Origin of the sequence: Paraburkholderia madseniana (genome assembly GCF_009690905.1) — a bacterium.
GTDB classification, from domain to species: domain Bacteria; phylum Pseudomonadota; class Gammaproteobacteria; order Burkholderiales; family Burkholderiaceae; genus Paraburkholderia; species Paraburkholderia madseniana.
The window spans coordinates 1-14,140 of sequence record NZ_VOSW01000090.1 but is presented as its reverse complement, the minus strand read 5'-3'; the positions used below and the strand labels follow the sequence as shown (position 1 = coordinate 14,140).

11 protein-coding genes and 1 pseudogene are annotated in these 14,140 nt (G+C 61.2%); 6 read left to right on the top strand and 6 right to left on the bottom strand.

What is annotated here, in order from left to right:
* Nucleotides 1-136: 136 nt before the first annotated feature.
* A complete protein-coding gene (locus FSO04_RS34545) occupies nucleotides 137-463 on the top strand; it encodes a DUF4148 domain-containing protein (protein ID WP_154566036.1) in 327 nt (108 codons plus the stop codon).
* Nucleotides 464-609: 146 nt separating this feature from the next.
* On the opposite strand, the gene FSO04_RS34540 is transcribed toward FSO04_RS34545, so the two are convergent.
* Nucleotides 610-1,518 carry a LysR family transcriptional regulator gene (locus FSO04_RS34540; RefSeq protein ID WP_154566020.1) on the bottom strand — a complete coding sequence of 303 codons (909 nt, stop codon included), beginning with the start codon at nucleotides 1,516-1,518 and terminating at the stop codon, nucleotides 610-612.
* Between the two features lie 102 nt (nucleotides 1,519-1,620).
* Here FSO04_RS34540 and mdlC point away from each other — a divergent pair, with 102 nt between their 5' ends.
* The 4 genes from mdlC to FSO04_RS34520 all read left to right on the top strand — a co-directional run bounded on the left by mdlC (nucleotide 1,621) and on the right by FSO04_RS34520 (nucleotide 7,720).
* On the top strand, nucleotides 1,621-3,240 hold the full coding sequence (gene mdlC / locus FSO04_RS34535; RefSeq protein ID WP_154566019.1) for a benzoylformate decarboxylase: 1,620 nt from the start codon (nucleotides 1,621-1,623) through the stop codon (nucleotides 3,238-3,240).
* A gap of 54 nt (nucleotides 3,241-3,294) precedes the next feature.
* Complete coding sequence (locus tag FSO04_RS34530) at nucleotides 3,295-4,746, top strand: aldehyde dehydrogenase (protein WP_154566018.1); 1,452 nt, start codon at nucleotides 3,295-3,297, stop codon at nucleotides 4,744-4,746.
* Between the two features lie 355 nt (nucleotides 4,747-5,101).
* On the top strand, nucleotides 5,102-6,373 hold the full coding sequence (locus FSO04_RS34525; protein ID WP_233465076.1) for an MFS transporter: 1,272 nt from the start codon (nucleotides 5,102-5,104) through the stop codon (nucleotides 6,371-6,373).
* Nucleotides 6,374-6,583: 210 nt separating this feature from the next.
* The gene (locus tag FSO04_RS34520; RefSeq protein ID WP_154566016.1) at nucleotides 6,584-7,720 is read left to right on the top strand and encodes a porin; all 1,137 of its coding nucleotides are present in this window, start codon (nucleotides 6,584-6,586) and stop codon (nucleotides 7,718-7,720) included.
* A 152-nt stretch (nucleotides 7,721-7,872) separates the two neighbouring features.
* Here the strand turns inward: FSO04_RS34520 and bcsS are convergent, their stop codons facing one another.
* From bcsS to FSO04_RS34505, 3 genes are all read right to left on the bottom strand, one after another.
* Nucleotides 7,873-8,487 carry a cellulose biosynthesis protein BcsS gene (gene bcsS, locus FSO04_RS34515; protein WP_233465072.1) on the bottom strand — a complete coding sequence of 205 codons (615 nt, stop codon included), beginning with the start codon at nucleotides 8,485-8,487 and terminating at the stop codon, nucleotides 7,873-7,875.
* 25 nt (nucleotides 8,488-8,512) lie between these two features.
* Nucleotides 8,513-10,768 (bottom strand): glycosyltransferase family 2 protein, encoded by a 2,256-nt coding sequence (locus tag FSO04_RS34510; protein ID WP_154566014.1) that lies wholly within the window; start codon nucleotides 10,766-10,768, stop codon nucleotides 8,513-8,515.
* 107 nt (nucleotides 10,769-10,875) lie between these two features.
* Entirely contained in the window at nucleotides 10,876-11,082 is a 207-nt protein-coding gene (locus FSO04_RS34505) for a hypothetical protein (RefSeq protein WP_154566013.1), read from the bottom strand.
* A gap of 324 nt (nucleotides 11,083-11,406) precedes the next feature.
* Between FSO04_RS34505 and FSO04_RS48855 the strand changes: the two are divergent.
* A pseudogene (locus FSO04_RS48855) lies at nucleotides 11,407-11,472 on the top strand (hypothetical protein); the annotation flags it as partial.
* Between the two features lie 29 nt (nucleotides 11,473-11,501).
* Here FSO04_RS48855 and FSO04_RS47845 read toward each other — a convergent pair.
* On the bottom strand, nucleotides 11,502-11,783 hold the full coding sequence (locus FSO04_RS47845) for a hypothetical protein (protein WP_233465071.1): 282 nt from the start codon (nucleotides 11,781-11,783) through the stop codon (nucleotides 11,502-11,504).
* A gap of 204 nt (nucleotides 11,784-11,987) precedes the next feature.
* Nucleotides 11,988-13,445, bottom strand: a complete 1,458-nt coding sequence (locus FSO04_RS34495) for an NAD-dependent succinate-semialdehyde dehydrogenase (protein ID WP_154566011.1) — start codon at nucleotides 13,443-13,445, stop codon at nucleotides 11,988-11,990.
* Nucleotides 13,446-14,140: the final 695 nt, after the last annotated feature.

Below are 14,140 nucleotides of genomic sequence, written 5' to 3'. Positions count from 1 at the left end.
ATTGTGCCGTTTCTAGCAACAGTGAATTCGTTTATTAGGGGTTTACCCTATATCTGCTGCCTCCTAGACTGTCGTCACTGGCTGCAAACAAACACGTTTGCAGCGCCGCAAAAAACAATCTCTGGAGGTAGTCGTCATGAAATCCCTGATCGAAGCTGTTGTTATCGCCGCTCTCATTACAGCGCCGCTCGCTGCTTTTGCTCAATCCAATCAGCCGGTGACCCGCGCCCAAGTGCGTGCGGAGCTGGTGCAACTGGAAAAGGCGGGTTACAACCCGGCTTTGTCGAATGCGGATGACTACCCGGCGAACATTCAGGCTGCTGAAGCCCGCGTCGCTGCACAAAACGGCGTCGCCCAAACCAGCGGTTATGGAACGGCAACGAACGGCTCGTCGCAAGCAGGCAGCCGCACCGAAACGACGCCGAGCTCGTATTCGGCTCCGGTTGTCAACGTCGGTCATTAATAGGCGGTGGCGCGAGCAGTAGTCTCGCACCCGCTTGATTGACCGCGATTGACAGCGGCCCCGCTTTCACTTGAATGTGAAAGCGGGGCCGCTGTGCTATTGAGCGTTGAATGAGGCCTTCGGCGCTCCTGGCCTCATGCGGGCACTTAGCCCTGAACGGCAGTCAACTGCCTGAGTTGCTCCAGCAGCTTCACCGCCGGACTCGGCAGAATCCCCTGACGGCGCCGAAACGCCGTCAACGTACGGCGCGCGACCAGACCAGGAATCGGCAGCGTATCGAACACGCCGGCCGCGCTTTCGGTGTCGTACATTGGCGTCGCCATCCAGCTTAGAAATCCCGCGCGCGTCACCAGGCTTTTCAGCACGGTGATCGAGCGCGTCTCGACGGCAATCTGCGGCATGCCGAGCCCATGCTCGGCAAACACATGCTGCATATGCTCGAACGGACCCGTTCCACGAGGCGGCACACACCACTGCTGATCGAGTGTGTCAGCAAGCGATAAATCCGTTTTGCCTCGCAGCGGATGATCGAGCGCGGCGACCACATAGCTCGTGTCCTCCCATCTGCAATCGGCAATCGCGGTAATCTCGTCCGTGTCGGGCACCGCCATGCTGAGCGCGAGATCGATCTCGTGTTTCATCAGACTGTCAGCAAGCCGGTCCCATACCCCCTCCATGATCTCCACACGCAGATTTGGCCAGCGCGCGAGCACGCCGCTCACCGCGAGCGGCAGCACGAGCGTCGCGATGCTCGCCACAGCGCCGACGCGAATCGTCCCTTTCGCGAGGCCGCGCATCGCGTCGATTTCCTCGCGCGCGTGATCGGCTTCGCGTTGCAGCAGCGTGGCGTGCGGCAGCAGCGCGCTGCCGATCGCAGTAAGCTGCATACCCTTCGAGTGCCGTTCGAACAGCGGTGCGCCGACCTGATCCTCGAGCCGCTTGATGGTGCGGCTCAGCGCGGGCTGCGTGACGTGCAGCACCTCCGCGGCACGGCCCAGGCTGCCGCTCGCGACGATGGTTGCAAACGCGTGCAATTGCTGAAGATTGAAAGTCATGCGCAAAAGTAATGCCTTTTCTCAAAAAAGGCAATTTTCAATCAACCTCGAGCTTCCGATAATGAGCCATCAAGAAACGGCGCTCATCACTAGGAGACATGGATGACCAGCAACGCGCCCCGTTCAGACGCATCGGGATCTTCTCAACACGAACCCTTCACCGGGCGCCACGCCGTCATCGATCTCATGCGGCGCCTCGGCATGACTTCGGTGTTCGCCAATCCGGGGTCGACGGAATTGCCGTTGTTCCGCGATTTCCCGCAAGATTTCCGTTACGTGCTGGGTTTGCAGGAAGCAGTCGTGGTCGGCATGGCCGACGGTTACGCGCAGGCCACCCGCAACGCTTCGTTCGTCAATCTGCACTCGGCGGCGGGCGTGGGCAATGCGATGGGCAACATCTTCACCGCGTTCCGCAATCGCACGCCGATCGTGATTACCGCCGGGCAGCAGGCCCGCTCGATTCTGCCGTTCGACCCGTTCCTCGCGTCGGCGCAAGCCACCGAATTGCCGAAGCCGTACGTCAAATGGAGCATCGAACCGGCACGCGCCGAAGACGTGCCGCTGGCGATCGCGCGCGCCTATCACGTGGCGATGCAGGAGCCGCGCGGGCCGGTGCTGGTGTCGATTCCCGTCGACGATTGGGACCGCGCCGCGGAGCCGGTGCCGGCACGCGTAGTGAGCACCGAGACGCGGCCGGAGCCGTTCGTGCTGGCGCAGATCGGCGCGGCGCTCGATGCCTGCGAACGGCCGGCGTTTGTGGTGGGCGGCGCTGTCGACCGCGCCGGCGGCTGGGACGAAGTCGTGCGTCTCGCCGAACGCCACAACGCCCGCGTGTTCGTCGCGCCGATGACAGGCCGCTGCGCGTTCCCCGAAGACCACCGCCTGTTCGCCGGTTTCTTGCCAGCCATGCGCGAGAAGATCGTCGAGTTGCTCGGCGGCCATGATCTGATCTTCGTGATCGGCGCACCAGCCTTCACGTATCACGTCGAAGGTCACGGCCCACATCTGCCGGCCGGCGCAACGCTGTGTCAGTTGATCGACGATCCGACCATTGCGGCTTGGGCGCCAACCGGCACGGCGGTGGTCGGCAATATTCGCCTCGGCGTGGCCGATCTGCTGACGCGGCCCGCGCCGAAGATGCGCCCCTTGCCCGCGCCACGCACCGCATCGCCGCGCGCAGAGCCGTCTCCGTTAATGTCGGTGGCGTTCGCCTTGCAGACCCTCGCCGAAGTGCGCCAAGCGGACGACATCGTGGTCGAGGAGGCGCCGAGTTCGCGGCCGGTCATGCAGAACTATCTGCCGTTCACACGCAGCGGCACCTTCTACACGATGGACAGCGGCGGCCTGGGCTTCGGCATGCCGGCTGCTGTCGGCGTGGCGTTGGCGAAGCCCGGCACACGCGTGATCGGCCTGATCGGCGACGGCTCCAGCATGTATTCGATCCAGGCCATCTATAGCGCCGTGCAGATGAAACTGCCGATCACATTCGTGATCCTGAACAATTCCCGCTATGCCGCGTTGCAGGATTTTGCCCCGGAATTCGGCTTTGGTCCGAGCGATCCGGTGCAAGGCACCGATCTGCCCGGGCTCGACTTCGTGGCACTTGCTGCAGGCATGGGTTGCCAGGGCTCGCGCGTGACCGACGCCGAACGCTTGCATGACGTGTTGCGCGACGCGTTGGCATCATCGGGGCCGATGCTGGTCGAAGTCGTCGTGGCTTGAGCTCAGGCGAGCGTCGCGCCCGCATTCATAAAACTTTCCGCAGGAGACAGGACGATGCAGAGTATTTCGATGCTGATCAACGGCGCAGCCGTGCAAGCGAGCAACGGCGCCACCTTCGAGCGCCGCAATCCGCTCGATGGAGAAGTCGCGACGCGTGCTCCCGCGGCGACGGTTGCCGACGCGGTAGCCGCCGCCGATGCCGCGGCAGCGGCGTTTCCGGCATGGTCCGCGCTGGGGCCGAGCGAGCGCCGCGCGCTGCTGATGAAGGCCGCGCATGCGCTGGAAGCGCGCAGCGAGGCGTTCGCCGCGGTGATGGCAGCGGAGACGGGCGCGTCGGCAATGTGGGCCGGCTTCAATGTGCATCTCGCTGCCGGCGGATTGATGGAAGCGGCAGCACTTACTACGCAGATCGGCGGCGAGTTGATCCCGTCCGACGTGCCCGGCAGCCTCGCGATGGGCGTGCGTCAGCCGGCCGGCGTCGTGCTGGGCATCGCGCCGTGGAACGCACCGGTGATCCTCGCCGTGCGTGCGATCGCGTTGCCACTCGCATGCGGCAATACGGTCGTGCTGAAGGGTTCGGAAATCTGCCCCGGCACACACGGACTGATTATCGAAGTGCTGCAGGAAGCGGGCTTGCCGAAGGGCGTGGTGAACTTCGTCACCAATGCGCCGGCCGATGCAGGCGCGGTCGTCGGGGCACTGATCGCGCATCCGAAAGTCCGGCGTGTCAATTTCACCGGCTCCACGCATGTGGGCAAGATTATTGCGGCGACGTGTGCGCGCTATTTGAAACCGTCGGTGCTGGAACTCGGCGGAAAAGCGCCGTTGATCGTGCTCGACGACGCGGATCTCGATGCAGCCGTCAATGCTGCTGCGTTCGGCGCGTTCGCCAACTCGGGGCAGATCTGCATGTCGACGGAACGGATCATCGTCGACGAACGGATCGCTGATCAGTTCGTTGCAACGCTCGCGCAGAAAGCGCGCGGCCTGCCGCTCGGTGATCCACGCAAGGGACCAGTGGTGCTGGGATCGGTCGTCGACATGAGTACGGTGGAACGCTGCAATGCGCTGATCGACGACGCCCTGGCCAAAGGCGCCACGCTCGTCTGTGGGGGCAAGGCGGACAGCACCTTGATGCCCGCCACGCTCCTCGACCACGTCACGCCCGCCATGCGTATCTATGGCGAAGAATCGTTCGGACCGGTTAAGGGCATCGTGCGCGTCAACGACGAAGACGAAGCCGTCGCCTGTGCGAACGACAACGAGTATGGGCTTTCGTCGGCAGTGTTCAGCCGCGATATCGCGCGCGCGATGAATGTCGCGCGGCGCATCGAATCGGGGATCTGCCATGTCAACGGGCCGACCGTTCACGACGAAGCGCAGATGCCGTTCGGCGGCGTGAAAGGCAGCGGCTTTGGACGCTTCGGTGGGCAGGCGGGGATCGCAGAGTTTACGGATTTGCGCTGGATTACGGTGCAGACCACGCCGCGTCATTACCCGTTCTGAAGGGCGGAGTGCCGTTGTAGCCGCTGCGTATCGCTGCGCGCAGTTTCTCCGCAGCGATACGTAGCGTCGTGAAAGCCATGCATACATGTCATGGCTTTTGCGCGAAACGGCAATGTCAAAAGCCGTTCGCTCACTCACATACTGACTAAAAAACGTGACCTCAAAAGCGCGGCGCCCAGATCGCGCACACAAACCAGGAGACAGCTTCATGACCAGTTATGTACCGCCGGCCGGCTCGGCCAGTGCGGCAACCGGCGAGGCCAATGCGCCACTTGCCGGCCATCAGGCAGGAGTCGAGGAGGGGCGCTATGCCGTCGATATCGGCCGCACGCTCGACGAAGGCCCTTACACCACGATGCAAAAGATCGTGGTGTTTCTCGCGGCCTTGTCGATCGTTCTGGACGGCTTCGACAGCCAGTTGATCGGCTTTGCGATTCCCGTGCTGATAAAGGAATGGGGCGTCACGCGCGCGGCTTTTGCACCGGTGGTCGCGGCCGGATTGATCGGCATGGGTATAGGCAGCGCGTGCGCCGGGCTGCTGGCCGATCGCTTCGGCCGCCGCTGGGCGGTGATCGGCAGCGTGCTGGTGTTCGGCGCCGCCACCTGCGGCATCAGCTTCGCGCCCGACATCGTGACGATTGCCGTGCTGCGCTTTATTGCCGGTCTCGGCATCGGCGGCGCGTTGCCGAGCTCGACGACCATGACCGCGGAGTTCACGCCGGCTCGCCGCCGCACCTTGGCGGTCACCGCGACGATAGTCTGCGTGCCGCTCGGCGGCATGGTGGCGGGATTGTTCGCGCATGAAATTCTGCCGACGTACGGATGGCGCGGGTTGTTCATGATCGGCGGCGTGCTGCCTCTCGCGCTCAGCGTGTTGCTGTTCTTCACATTGCCCGAATCGCCGCGCTTTCTCGCCCGGCACCCGCGGCGCTGGCCGGAACTCAAACGCCTGCTTGGCCGGATGTCGCGTCCGGTGGCCAGCGGCTGCGTGTTTACCGACTCGCGCGAACAGGCTGTTGAAAAATATACGGGTTTTACAGCGTTGTTCCGCGAGGGCCTCGCGCTCGATACGGTGGCGATCTGGTGCGCGTTCTGCCTGTGCCTGCTGGCCGTCTATAGCGCCTTCAGTTGGCTGCCGACGATGCTGAGCACGCAGGGCTTGTCGGTGTCGGTGGCGGGGTCGGGGCTCACCGCATACAACCTCGGCGGTGTGGTCGGCGCGTTGCTGTGCGCGGTGGTGATCGCCCGTACCGGTTCGCGCTGGCCGTTGATTATCTGCAGCGCGGGTGGTGCGGCGAGCGCGTTGCTGCTGCTCGGTGTGAACATCTCCAACCACACCGGCTTGCTGATCTTCGGTCTTGGCGTACACGGCCTGTTTGTCAACGCGGTCCAGTCGACGATGTTTGCGTTGTGCGCTTATGTCTATCCGACGCGTGTGCGCGCAACCGGTACCGCCTCGGCGCTCGCGTTCGGCCGGCTCGGCGCGATTGCGAGTGCGTTCGCGGGTGCGGTGGTGATTACGGCGGGCGGTGCATCGTCATACCTGTGGATGCTCGGCATCGCGATGGTGATCGTGATGGTCGCGCTGATGGTGGTCAAACGTCATATTCCGAAGCCGGGCGGTTGAAGGACGCAATGTCCTGAATCGCGGCGACCGGGTGTGACACGCGGATCGCCGCTATCTGAAGCAGTCAATCTTTAGCGTATCGGACGGCTTGAATAGCGGTCGGTATCGTCACGTCTGTCATTAGTATCGCTACATAAAAACGTTGCGTGCGGGCCGCATACGGATTGGTGTGCGCTCATACAAAGCACTAGTTCAGGAGACTCGGAGATAATGAAATACAAACTCGCTTTGGGCAGTATGTTGCTCGGTATCAGCGCATCGTCGTTCGCGCAGAGCAGCGTGACGTTGTACGGAATCATCGATACCGGCATCGAACTGGTGACGCATGCAAACGCAGCGGGCGATAGCGTCGTGCGGATGCCGGGCATCACCGGCGAATTTCCGTCGCGCTGGGGGATTCGCGGCAAGGAGGGATTGGGCGGCGGGTTGTCCGCGGTCTTCGTACTGGAAAGCGGCTTTAACACCAAAGCCGGCACGCTCAATCAGGGTGGCCGGTTGTTTGGACGGCAAGCCTTTGTGGGTCTCGAGAGTCCCTACGGTACGTTGACTTTCGGCCGCCAGTACACGATGACCTATTGGGCGATACTCGATTCCGATCTGCTCGGCCCTGATATATACGGTGGCACGGGTTCGTTCGATCAGTACATGCCGAGCGCGCGCAGCGACAACACGATTGCGTATAAAGGCACGTTCTCGGGCTTCACGTTCGGCGCGACCTATTCGTTCGGCCGCGATTCAGCGGGTACCGGCAATTCGCCGGGGCAGGGCACCTGTGTGGGGTCGATTCCGGGCAGTTCGCAGAGTTGCCGCGAATGGTCGACGATGTTGCGTTATGACATGAACGGCTACGGCATGGCGGGCGCCTATGACGAGCAACGCGGCGGCCCGGGCGCGGCCGCGAATCTGTTCGACGGCACGGCGCCTTTTGCGCTGACACAATCCGGCGACAAGGACGTGCGGATGCAGTTGAACGGCTACGGACACATCGGCCCGGTAAAACTCGGGGCGGGTTGGCTTGGCCGTCACGTCGAGACGGTGTCGCCGGCGTTGCCGGATGTGCGCTCGAATCTGTACTACGTGACTGCGGCCTATAACGTGACGCCTGCATTCATTCTCGACGGCGGCGTGTACCGCATTATCAATCGTGCCGACGATACCCGCGGCACAATCGCTGCGCTACGCACCACATATCTGTTGTCGAAGCGTTCCGCGGTTTACCTGCAGGGTGCGTATCTGTTCAATAGCCCGCATGCCGCTTATACGGTGAGCCAAGGTGGCGGAGGCACGACGCCGGCGCCAGGCATCGGGCAACTCGGCGTGATGGCCGGCATTCGCCATTCGTTCTGAGCGATACGCTGAAAATGCCGTAGCGGTGAGTTCGGCAAGGGCCTTTGAGGATAATTGCCATTCGCCACGCTCGCCGAGCGTTTGCCGTAGCGCGCCCGGTTCCTTGGCCAGTAGTACTCCGATTGCATTGATCGTGGTTTCGGAGCGCAGGGTCAGAATCCCTTGGTCAGTTCAATACCGCCATAAAAGGAACGTGGCTGGCCGCTCGTCTTCTTCACGCCGGCATAGAAGCCCATGTCGAATTTCTCGCCAATCTTGATGCCCGTTAGCACAAGGCCGCCTTGCGTGGCCCGATAGTCGGGGTCGCCGTGCTTGATCACTTCGACGCCGGCCCACGCATCGCCGAACGTTCGATGCAGAAAGCGGGCTCGGCCCCAATAGGATGCCGGTCCGATCGTGTAAAAACCAATCCCGTTAAAAGCCCATTCCTGACCGAAATGCTGCTCACCCTGCAAACCAAGCGAGAGCCCCCACTGGCTGCCGTCGGCACGTGCGTTAGCACCGGATGGTGTCACGCGGTTATCGCGAAACCGCGGACCGGTCGATGCTTCAACCCATCCGCCTTGCCAGGCAGCCTGCGCGCCCATGGCTGCCTCGACTGCCTGCCCCCTGACCTTGACAGTCGTTCCGTTCGTGCCGTACTGATAGTAATAGTCGCTGATCGCGAGCCGCTCGGTCAGGAATCGACTTGAAAAAAATGGTGCCGTGCCGCCGAGGTATTCGTTGCGTTCGCCTTGCTCGGCGATCGATGCGCCGGCAAATATCAACGGCTCCCCTGCGTGCGCCGACAGGCTAAATGGCAGGGCGCAAGCGGCGATTGCGATCGCTATCCGGCGAGGTATTGCTCGATTGTTCGGCGTGGTTTTCCTCATCTTCGTTCCCGAGATTTTGCAGCGTCAGCGAATGACGCGACGTGACGTTGTATAGATGCATTTGCCCAGTCGGCGTATCCAGGCTTCCGCTCGAACCCAATGAGACGCGCTGCGTCGTTTCACTGCCCGCCTGGCGCTGGCGCAGAAATACCTCCTGGCTCGTGTCGAACTCGCCATTGCAGAGGATCCACCACATGTCGCCGGTATCGCGTACCGCCGACACCACGGCAACGGGTACCGGATGAGCGTCGCGTGACCGGATCAAGAATCCCGGCGCCCAATGAGTACCCGCACCCAGCACACTCGTACTGGTGGGGGTGCCGCGCGCAAGACGCGTCAACAGGGTTGTCCGCTGGTCAGTCACGCCTCCCTGTTCGAATTGCAGACTGCTGCCGAACAGGAACGTCTCAAGTGGGCGACTCAGGTCTGCCGAAGCCCAGCTAAAGCGCAATCCGATTGTTCGATCAGAATTGGCGATGCCGCGATCGCCTCCGACGAACGTAACACTGGCCTTTGTACGTATGACGAGGTTCGGCAGGTGGATCTCGACCTCAGGGCTGCTTTCAGGCGACAACCAGACGGGAACTTCTCCGTGGTAAAGCGCACCGCTTGCAGAAAGGTCCTCCGATAGACCCAGACACGACCTGCCGTCCAGAGTCAGCATCATCGGTATATGCAATGGGAAGCGATATTCGGTGCGTCGGTTCTGCGCCCGGTGATAACTGAACCATGCGATGACACTCGCGGTTGCGATCGTGGAGCATGCCCATACTGTGTTCGCGGCACCGGCACTCACCGGTAACGTGCCGTGATACATCCGGTAGAAGCCGACCGGAATGCTCAATGCGGTCAGCCCTGCAACAATTAGCGATGGCGACAGCCAGAGCCAGGCGCGGCCCGCAAGCGACAATTCCTTGCTGGTGACCGAGAAGCCGATCTTCTTGCGAAACAGGCCTGCGGTCGTTAACATGAATGCAAAGAAGCGCACCATGCCGTACTGCTCGCTCAGAAACAACGCGCCGTAGCCCCGTGCCAGTTCCGTGTACATCAGCGACGAAAGCGCGTAGTACACCAGGAAATAGGTCAGAAATTCGCTCATCGGTGCGCTGATTGGCAAGATGCCAAAGAAGAATACCGCGGGCGAAGTGATGAAGAAGACGAGCTTTTGCCATCCCTCGAAGTAAATGAGCATCGACGCGAGATAGTTCAGCCGCTGCGCCAACGTCAGCCCAGGGCTGGAAAGAATGTGCTCGCGCCGTAGCACCTGCATACCACCCATGCCCCAACGAATCCGCTGCTGCAGGTAGGTGTCGATGCTATGCGGAGCCAGTCCGAATGCAAGCGATTCCGGCTGGTACACCGAGCGATATCCCTGCTTGTGCAGCTTGATCGATGTGTGGATATCTTCTGTGACCGTCTCGGTCGCAAAGCCGCCGATCGCTTCCAGCGCGCTGCGGCGTAGCACCGCGCAGCTACCGCAGAAGAAGGTTGCATTCCACGTATCCTTGCCGCGCTGGATAACTTTGAAGAAGAGCGACTGCTCGTTCCAGACGCGACGCCCTCCCATGCGATGATTGAATGAATCGACGTTGTAGAAGTCCTGCGGCGTCTGTACGAATGCGACCGTCGGATCGGCAAAGTAGCCTAGCGTCTTGTCGAGGAAATCCTTGCGCGCCGCATGGTCCGCGTCGAAGATCGCGATGAATTCGCCGTTGCTGTGTTCGAGGGCGTTGTTCAGATTGCCAGCCTTCGCGTGACTGTTTTCACTTCGCGCAAGGTAGTCGCAGCCGAGTTCGCGTGCCAGCACCAGCATTTCCTCGCGATGGCCGTCGTCGAGCAACCAGGTCCGGTGCGGATACCTGATATTTTGCGCTGCCTGCAACGTGCGGCGAACCAGCTCGGCCGACTCGTTATACGTCGGCACGAACACGTCGACGGTCGCATCGCGTATCGGCGTTGGCACCGCGCGTACGGCTAACCGATAGGTCATCAAGAGGTAAAGCAAGCCTGTGACGAAACCGAATAGTTCTGCGCCGTAGAGCGGGATCGAAAAAAGCGGGAGATGCCAGTTGATGGCTGTCAGGCGCCAACTGAAGTACCACAGTCCGCAGATCACATAAGCAATCGCTATGACGGTGATATGGATCGGCGGTTTTTCAGGGGTCAAATCGTTCATGTGATGCCCTCCATCGTATCGGGTTCGACATCATTCCCAGCCGGAGAGAAAACCAAACGTCATTTAGCGCAACAGCGGCTCCGCTGGATGACTGGTAATGCGCCACGTCACGTAGGCCACGAAACGGCCTCCAGTGCGGCTGCCACGATCGCCATTTCGCGGAACGCGTGATTCTCGAATTTGAGGGCGGAACCTTGAAAGAAAAACGGATAGGAGAGGAGCAGCGCTGAGGTCTTGAGGAGCAGGCAGACATTTACCGCGGTGACGAGCCCGACGGCCCGGAGTTGCTCGCCTGCGACGATGGTGGTGCTCATGTGCTCCTCCGGGTTCGCATTGATCTCGCAAAGACCGACGGCAAGTGCTCCAGGACCGTATACAGGCGGTCTGCGGTTCACGCTAGCCTGTGCTGCCGGGCGCTTCGGTATCGCCAGGCATTCGTCGGTTAGTATGAAGTATAGGCTGTGGATGCCGGCGTCTGCGAACCATTCGGTAGACATTTCGGTATCACGGGCCCCCGAGCTGTCGCGTAGTTCCCGAATGGACATTTCAGCCGACCTTCTTAGGTCAGTTTCCGTTCCGTTGGTCCCCAAAAGACGATGTACAAGTGTTGACTCCGGTCGGCTAACGGGCGTCCGTTAGTGCGGCGCCTTGAGGCGGTGAAGTTGTTCGAGAGAGGTTGGACTCCTGACAGTGTTGCTGAGACCCTGGGCGTGGCGGTCGAAACGGTCAAACGCTACGTAGCCAGGCTCGATGCAAACGGCATCAAGGAGATCGAAATCGCGATGGGTTCGTTTGTGCTGGCGATGGCGCACGTGTTCGTCGCCGCTCGTAGCCTTGCCGTGATGTTCGTGTTGGGCACCGCATGCCATAGACCATCCGTGCACAGCAGAAAGGCGTCGCCGTCATGTAACGACTCAATCGAGTTGACGCATGGTGTGATGTCGCCGTGTACGCCAAGTGCGCGATCGAGAAAATTCGGGCTGATTCCGTCGAATGGCAGGCCGGCGTCGGCCATGCATTGCAACAGACTGTGGTCGCGCGTGCGATGGATCAGTACGCCACGCCGGAACGGCTCGGCGGCAACTCTAAATAGAGAGGTGGAGTTCGCGCGCGAACCGATTTGCGCGCCAGGTGCACTTCACTAAGTGCTACGCGCAACGGGATTCTGTAGGCGTAGCTTCCAGCGTAAGTTCAATATTCAAGCCTTTACGGTAAAGGCTCAGATACCGCCGACACACATGTACTTGATGACGACGTAGTCGTCGATACCGTAGTGCGAGCCTTCGCGGCCGAGACCGGATTGCTTGACGCCACCGAACGGCGCGACCTCGTTCGAAATCAGGCCGGTGTTGATACCCACCATGCCATATTCGAGCGCCTCGGCGACACGCCACACGCGGCCAATATCGCGACTATAGAAGTACGACGCGAGGCCGAATTCCGTATCGTTGGCGAGGCGGATCACTTCTTCATCCGACGAGAAGCGGAACAGCGGCGCGAGCGGGCCGAAGGTTTCGTCGCGAGCGACCTTCATGGCCGGCGTGACATCCGCGAGCACGGTTGGTTCGAAGAAGCCATGACCGAGCGCATGGCGCTTGCCGCCGGTGACGATGCGTGCGCCTTTGGCGAGGGCGTCTTCGATATGCGATTCGACCTTGAGCACGGCGGCTTCGTTGATCAGCGGACCTTGAGTGACGCCGTCTTCGGTACCGCGGCCGACCTTGAGTTGTTCGACGGCGACGCGCAGTTTTTCGGCGAATGCGTCGTAGACTTTATCGTGCACGTAGAAGCGATTCGTGCAGACGCAGGTCTGGCCGCTATTGCGATATTTCGACGCGATGGCGCCCGCGACGGCCGCATCCAGATCCGCATCTTCGAAGACGATGAACGGTGCGTTGCCACCGAGTTCGAGCGACACTTTCTTGACCGTCGGCGCGCACTGCGCCATCAGCAGACGGCCGACCGGCGTCGAGCCGGTGAACGACAGTTTGCGCACGATCGGATTGCCGGTCATTTCCGCGCCGATGGCTTTCGGCTCACCGGTGACGACGTTGAACACGCCGCGCGGCACACCGGCGCGTTCGGCCAGCACGGCGAGGGCGAGCGCCGAGAGCGGCGTGGCTTCGGCCGGTTTGACTATGATCGGGCAGCCGGCTGCGAGTGCGGGGCCGACCTTGCGAGTGATCATGGCTGCCGGGAAATTCCACGGCGTGATGGCTGCGCAGACACCGATCGGTTCTTTCGTCACGATGATGCGTTTGTCGTTTGCCGGAGTGGGGATGGTGTCGCCGTTGACGCGTTTGCCTTCTTCTGCGAACCATTCCAGGAACGAGGCGGCGTAGAGGATTTCGCCTTTGGCTTCGGCGAGGGGCTTGCCTTGTTCGGTGGTGAGGATCTTTGCCAGATCGTCGGCGTTTTCCAGCATGAGGTCATGCCATTTACGCAGGATCGTGGCGCGTTGTTTGGCGGTGGTGGCTCGCCATGCTGGCCAGGCGGCGTTAGCCGTGTCGATTGCACGGCGGGTTTCGGGTGTGCCCATGCGGGGCACTGTGGCGATTGTTTCGCCTGTGGCGGGGTTTTTTACTTCGAACGTCGTGCCGTCGTCGGATTGCCATTCGCCTGCTATGTAGGCTTTTGTTTTCAGGAGAGATGGATCTTTTAGGACTAGCGTCGGCATTTTTGGTTTGCTCCAGGGGTTTTGGATTTAAGGTTTTTTGCCTTCGCGGCGCTTTTTGTCCGTGTTCCTGGGGCGTTGGCCTTTCCTTGATTTGCTAGTGGTCGATTAGCGTTGCCCCTGTGCGGGGCGGCACCTACTTTTCTTTGCATGCCGCAAAGAAAAGTAGGCAAAAGAAAGCGGCTCAAACCACTCCTGCTAAGTGGGCACCGTAGTTTGCCAGGGGTAGTGGTGCATCTGGAATCTGTGTTCGTGCACCTGCATACGCCAGTGACAAGGGCGTCATACTTCCGGCGGCGCTGCGCGCGCCGAAGCGTACTTCATAAAACCACCCGCTACGTTTTGGTGCCCACGTCTCGCCATCGGGGCGTGGCTCGTCATCGCACCGACACCTCGTTTGAGGTGGGGTTCCCAAGGGAGTGCAGAGGAACCTCGCCGAGGCGAAGCCGACGGCCCCCACAGACCTCAACCGAAGCCCCTGGTTTCCCATACAGACCCGTCCGCGACGCACGCAGTGCGGAGTGGGAGCTGATGACTCCTTTGTCACTAGCGCTGAATGTGCGAGAACACGGATTCCAGATGCACCACTACCCGCAGCAGACCACGGTGCCCACTTAGCATTAGCGGTTTGAGCCGCTTTCTTTTGCCTACTTTTCTTTGCGGCATGCAAAGAAAAGTAGGTGCCGCCCCGCACAGGG

Coding starts and splice junctions, on each gene's coding strand:
- FSO04_RS34545 (WP_154566036.1), top strand. CDS start 137: ATGAAATCCCTGATCGAAGCTGTTGTTATCGCCGCTCTCATTACAGCG.
- FSO04_RS34540 (WP_154566020.1), bottom strand. CDS start 1,518: ATGACTTTCAATCTTCAGCAATTGCACGCGTTTGCAACCATCGTCGCG.
- mdlC (WP_154566019.1), top strand. CDS start 1,621: ATGACCAGCAACGCGCCCCGTTCAGACGCATCGGGATCTTCTCAACAC.
- FSO04_RS34530 (WP_154566018.1), top strand. CDS start 3,295: ATGCAGAGTATTTCGATGCTGATCAACGGCGCAGCCGTGCAAGCGAGC.
- FSO04_RS34525 (WP_233465076.1), top strand. CDS start 5,102: ATGCAAAAGATCGTGGTGTTTCTCGCGGCCTTGTCGATCGTTCTGGAC.
- FSO04_RS34520 (WP_154566016.1), top strand. CDS start 6,584: ATGAAATACAAACTCGCTTTGGGCAGTATGTTGCTCGGTATCAGCGCA.
- FSO04_RS34510 (WP_154566014.1), bottom strand. CDS start 10,768: ATGAACGATTTGACCCCTGAAAAACCGCCGATCCATATCACCGTCATA.
- FSO04_RS34505 (WP_154566013.1), bottom strand. CDS start 11,082: ATGAGCACCACCATCGTCGCAGGCGAGCAACTCCGGGCCGTCGGGCTC.
- FSO04_RS47845 (WP_233465071.1), bottom strand. CDS start 11,783: ATGGCCGACGCCGGCCTGCCATTCGACGGAATCAGCCCGAATTTTCTC.
- FSO04_RS34495 (WP_154566011.1), bottom strand. CDS start 13,445: ATGCCGACGCTAGTCCTAAAAGATCCATCTCTCCTGAAAACAAAAGCC.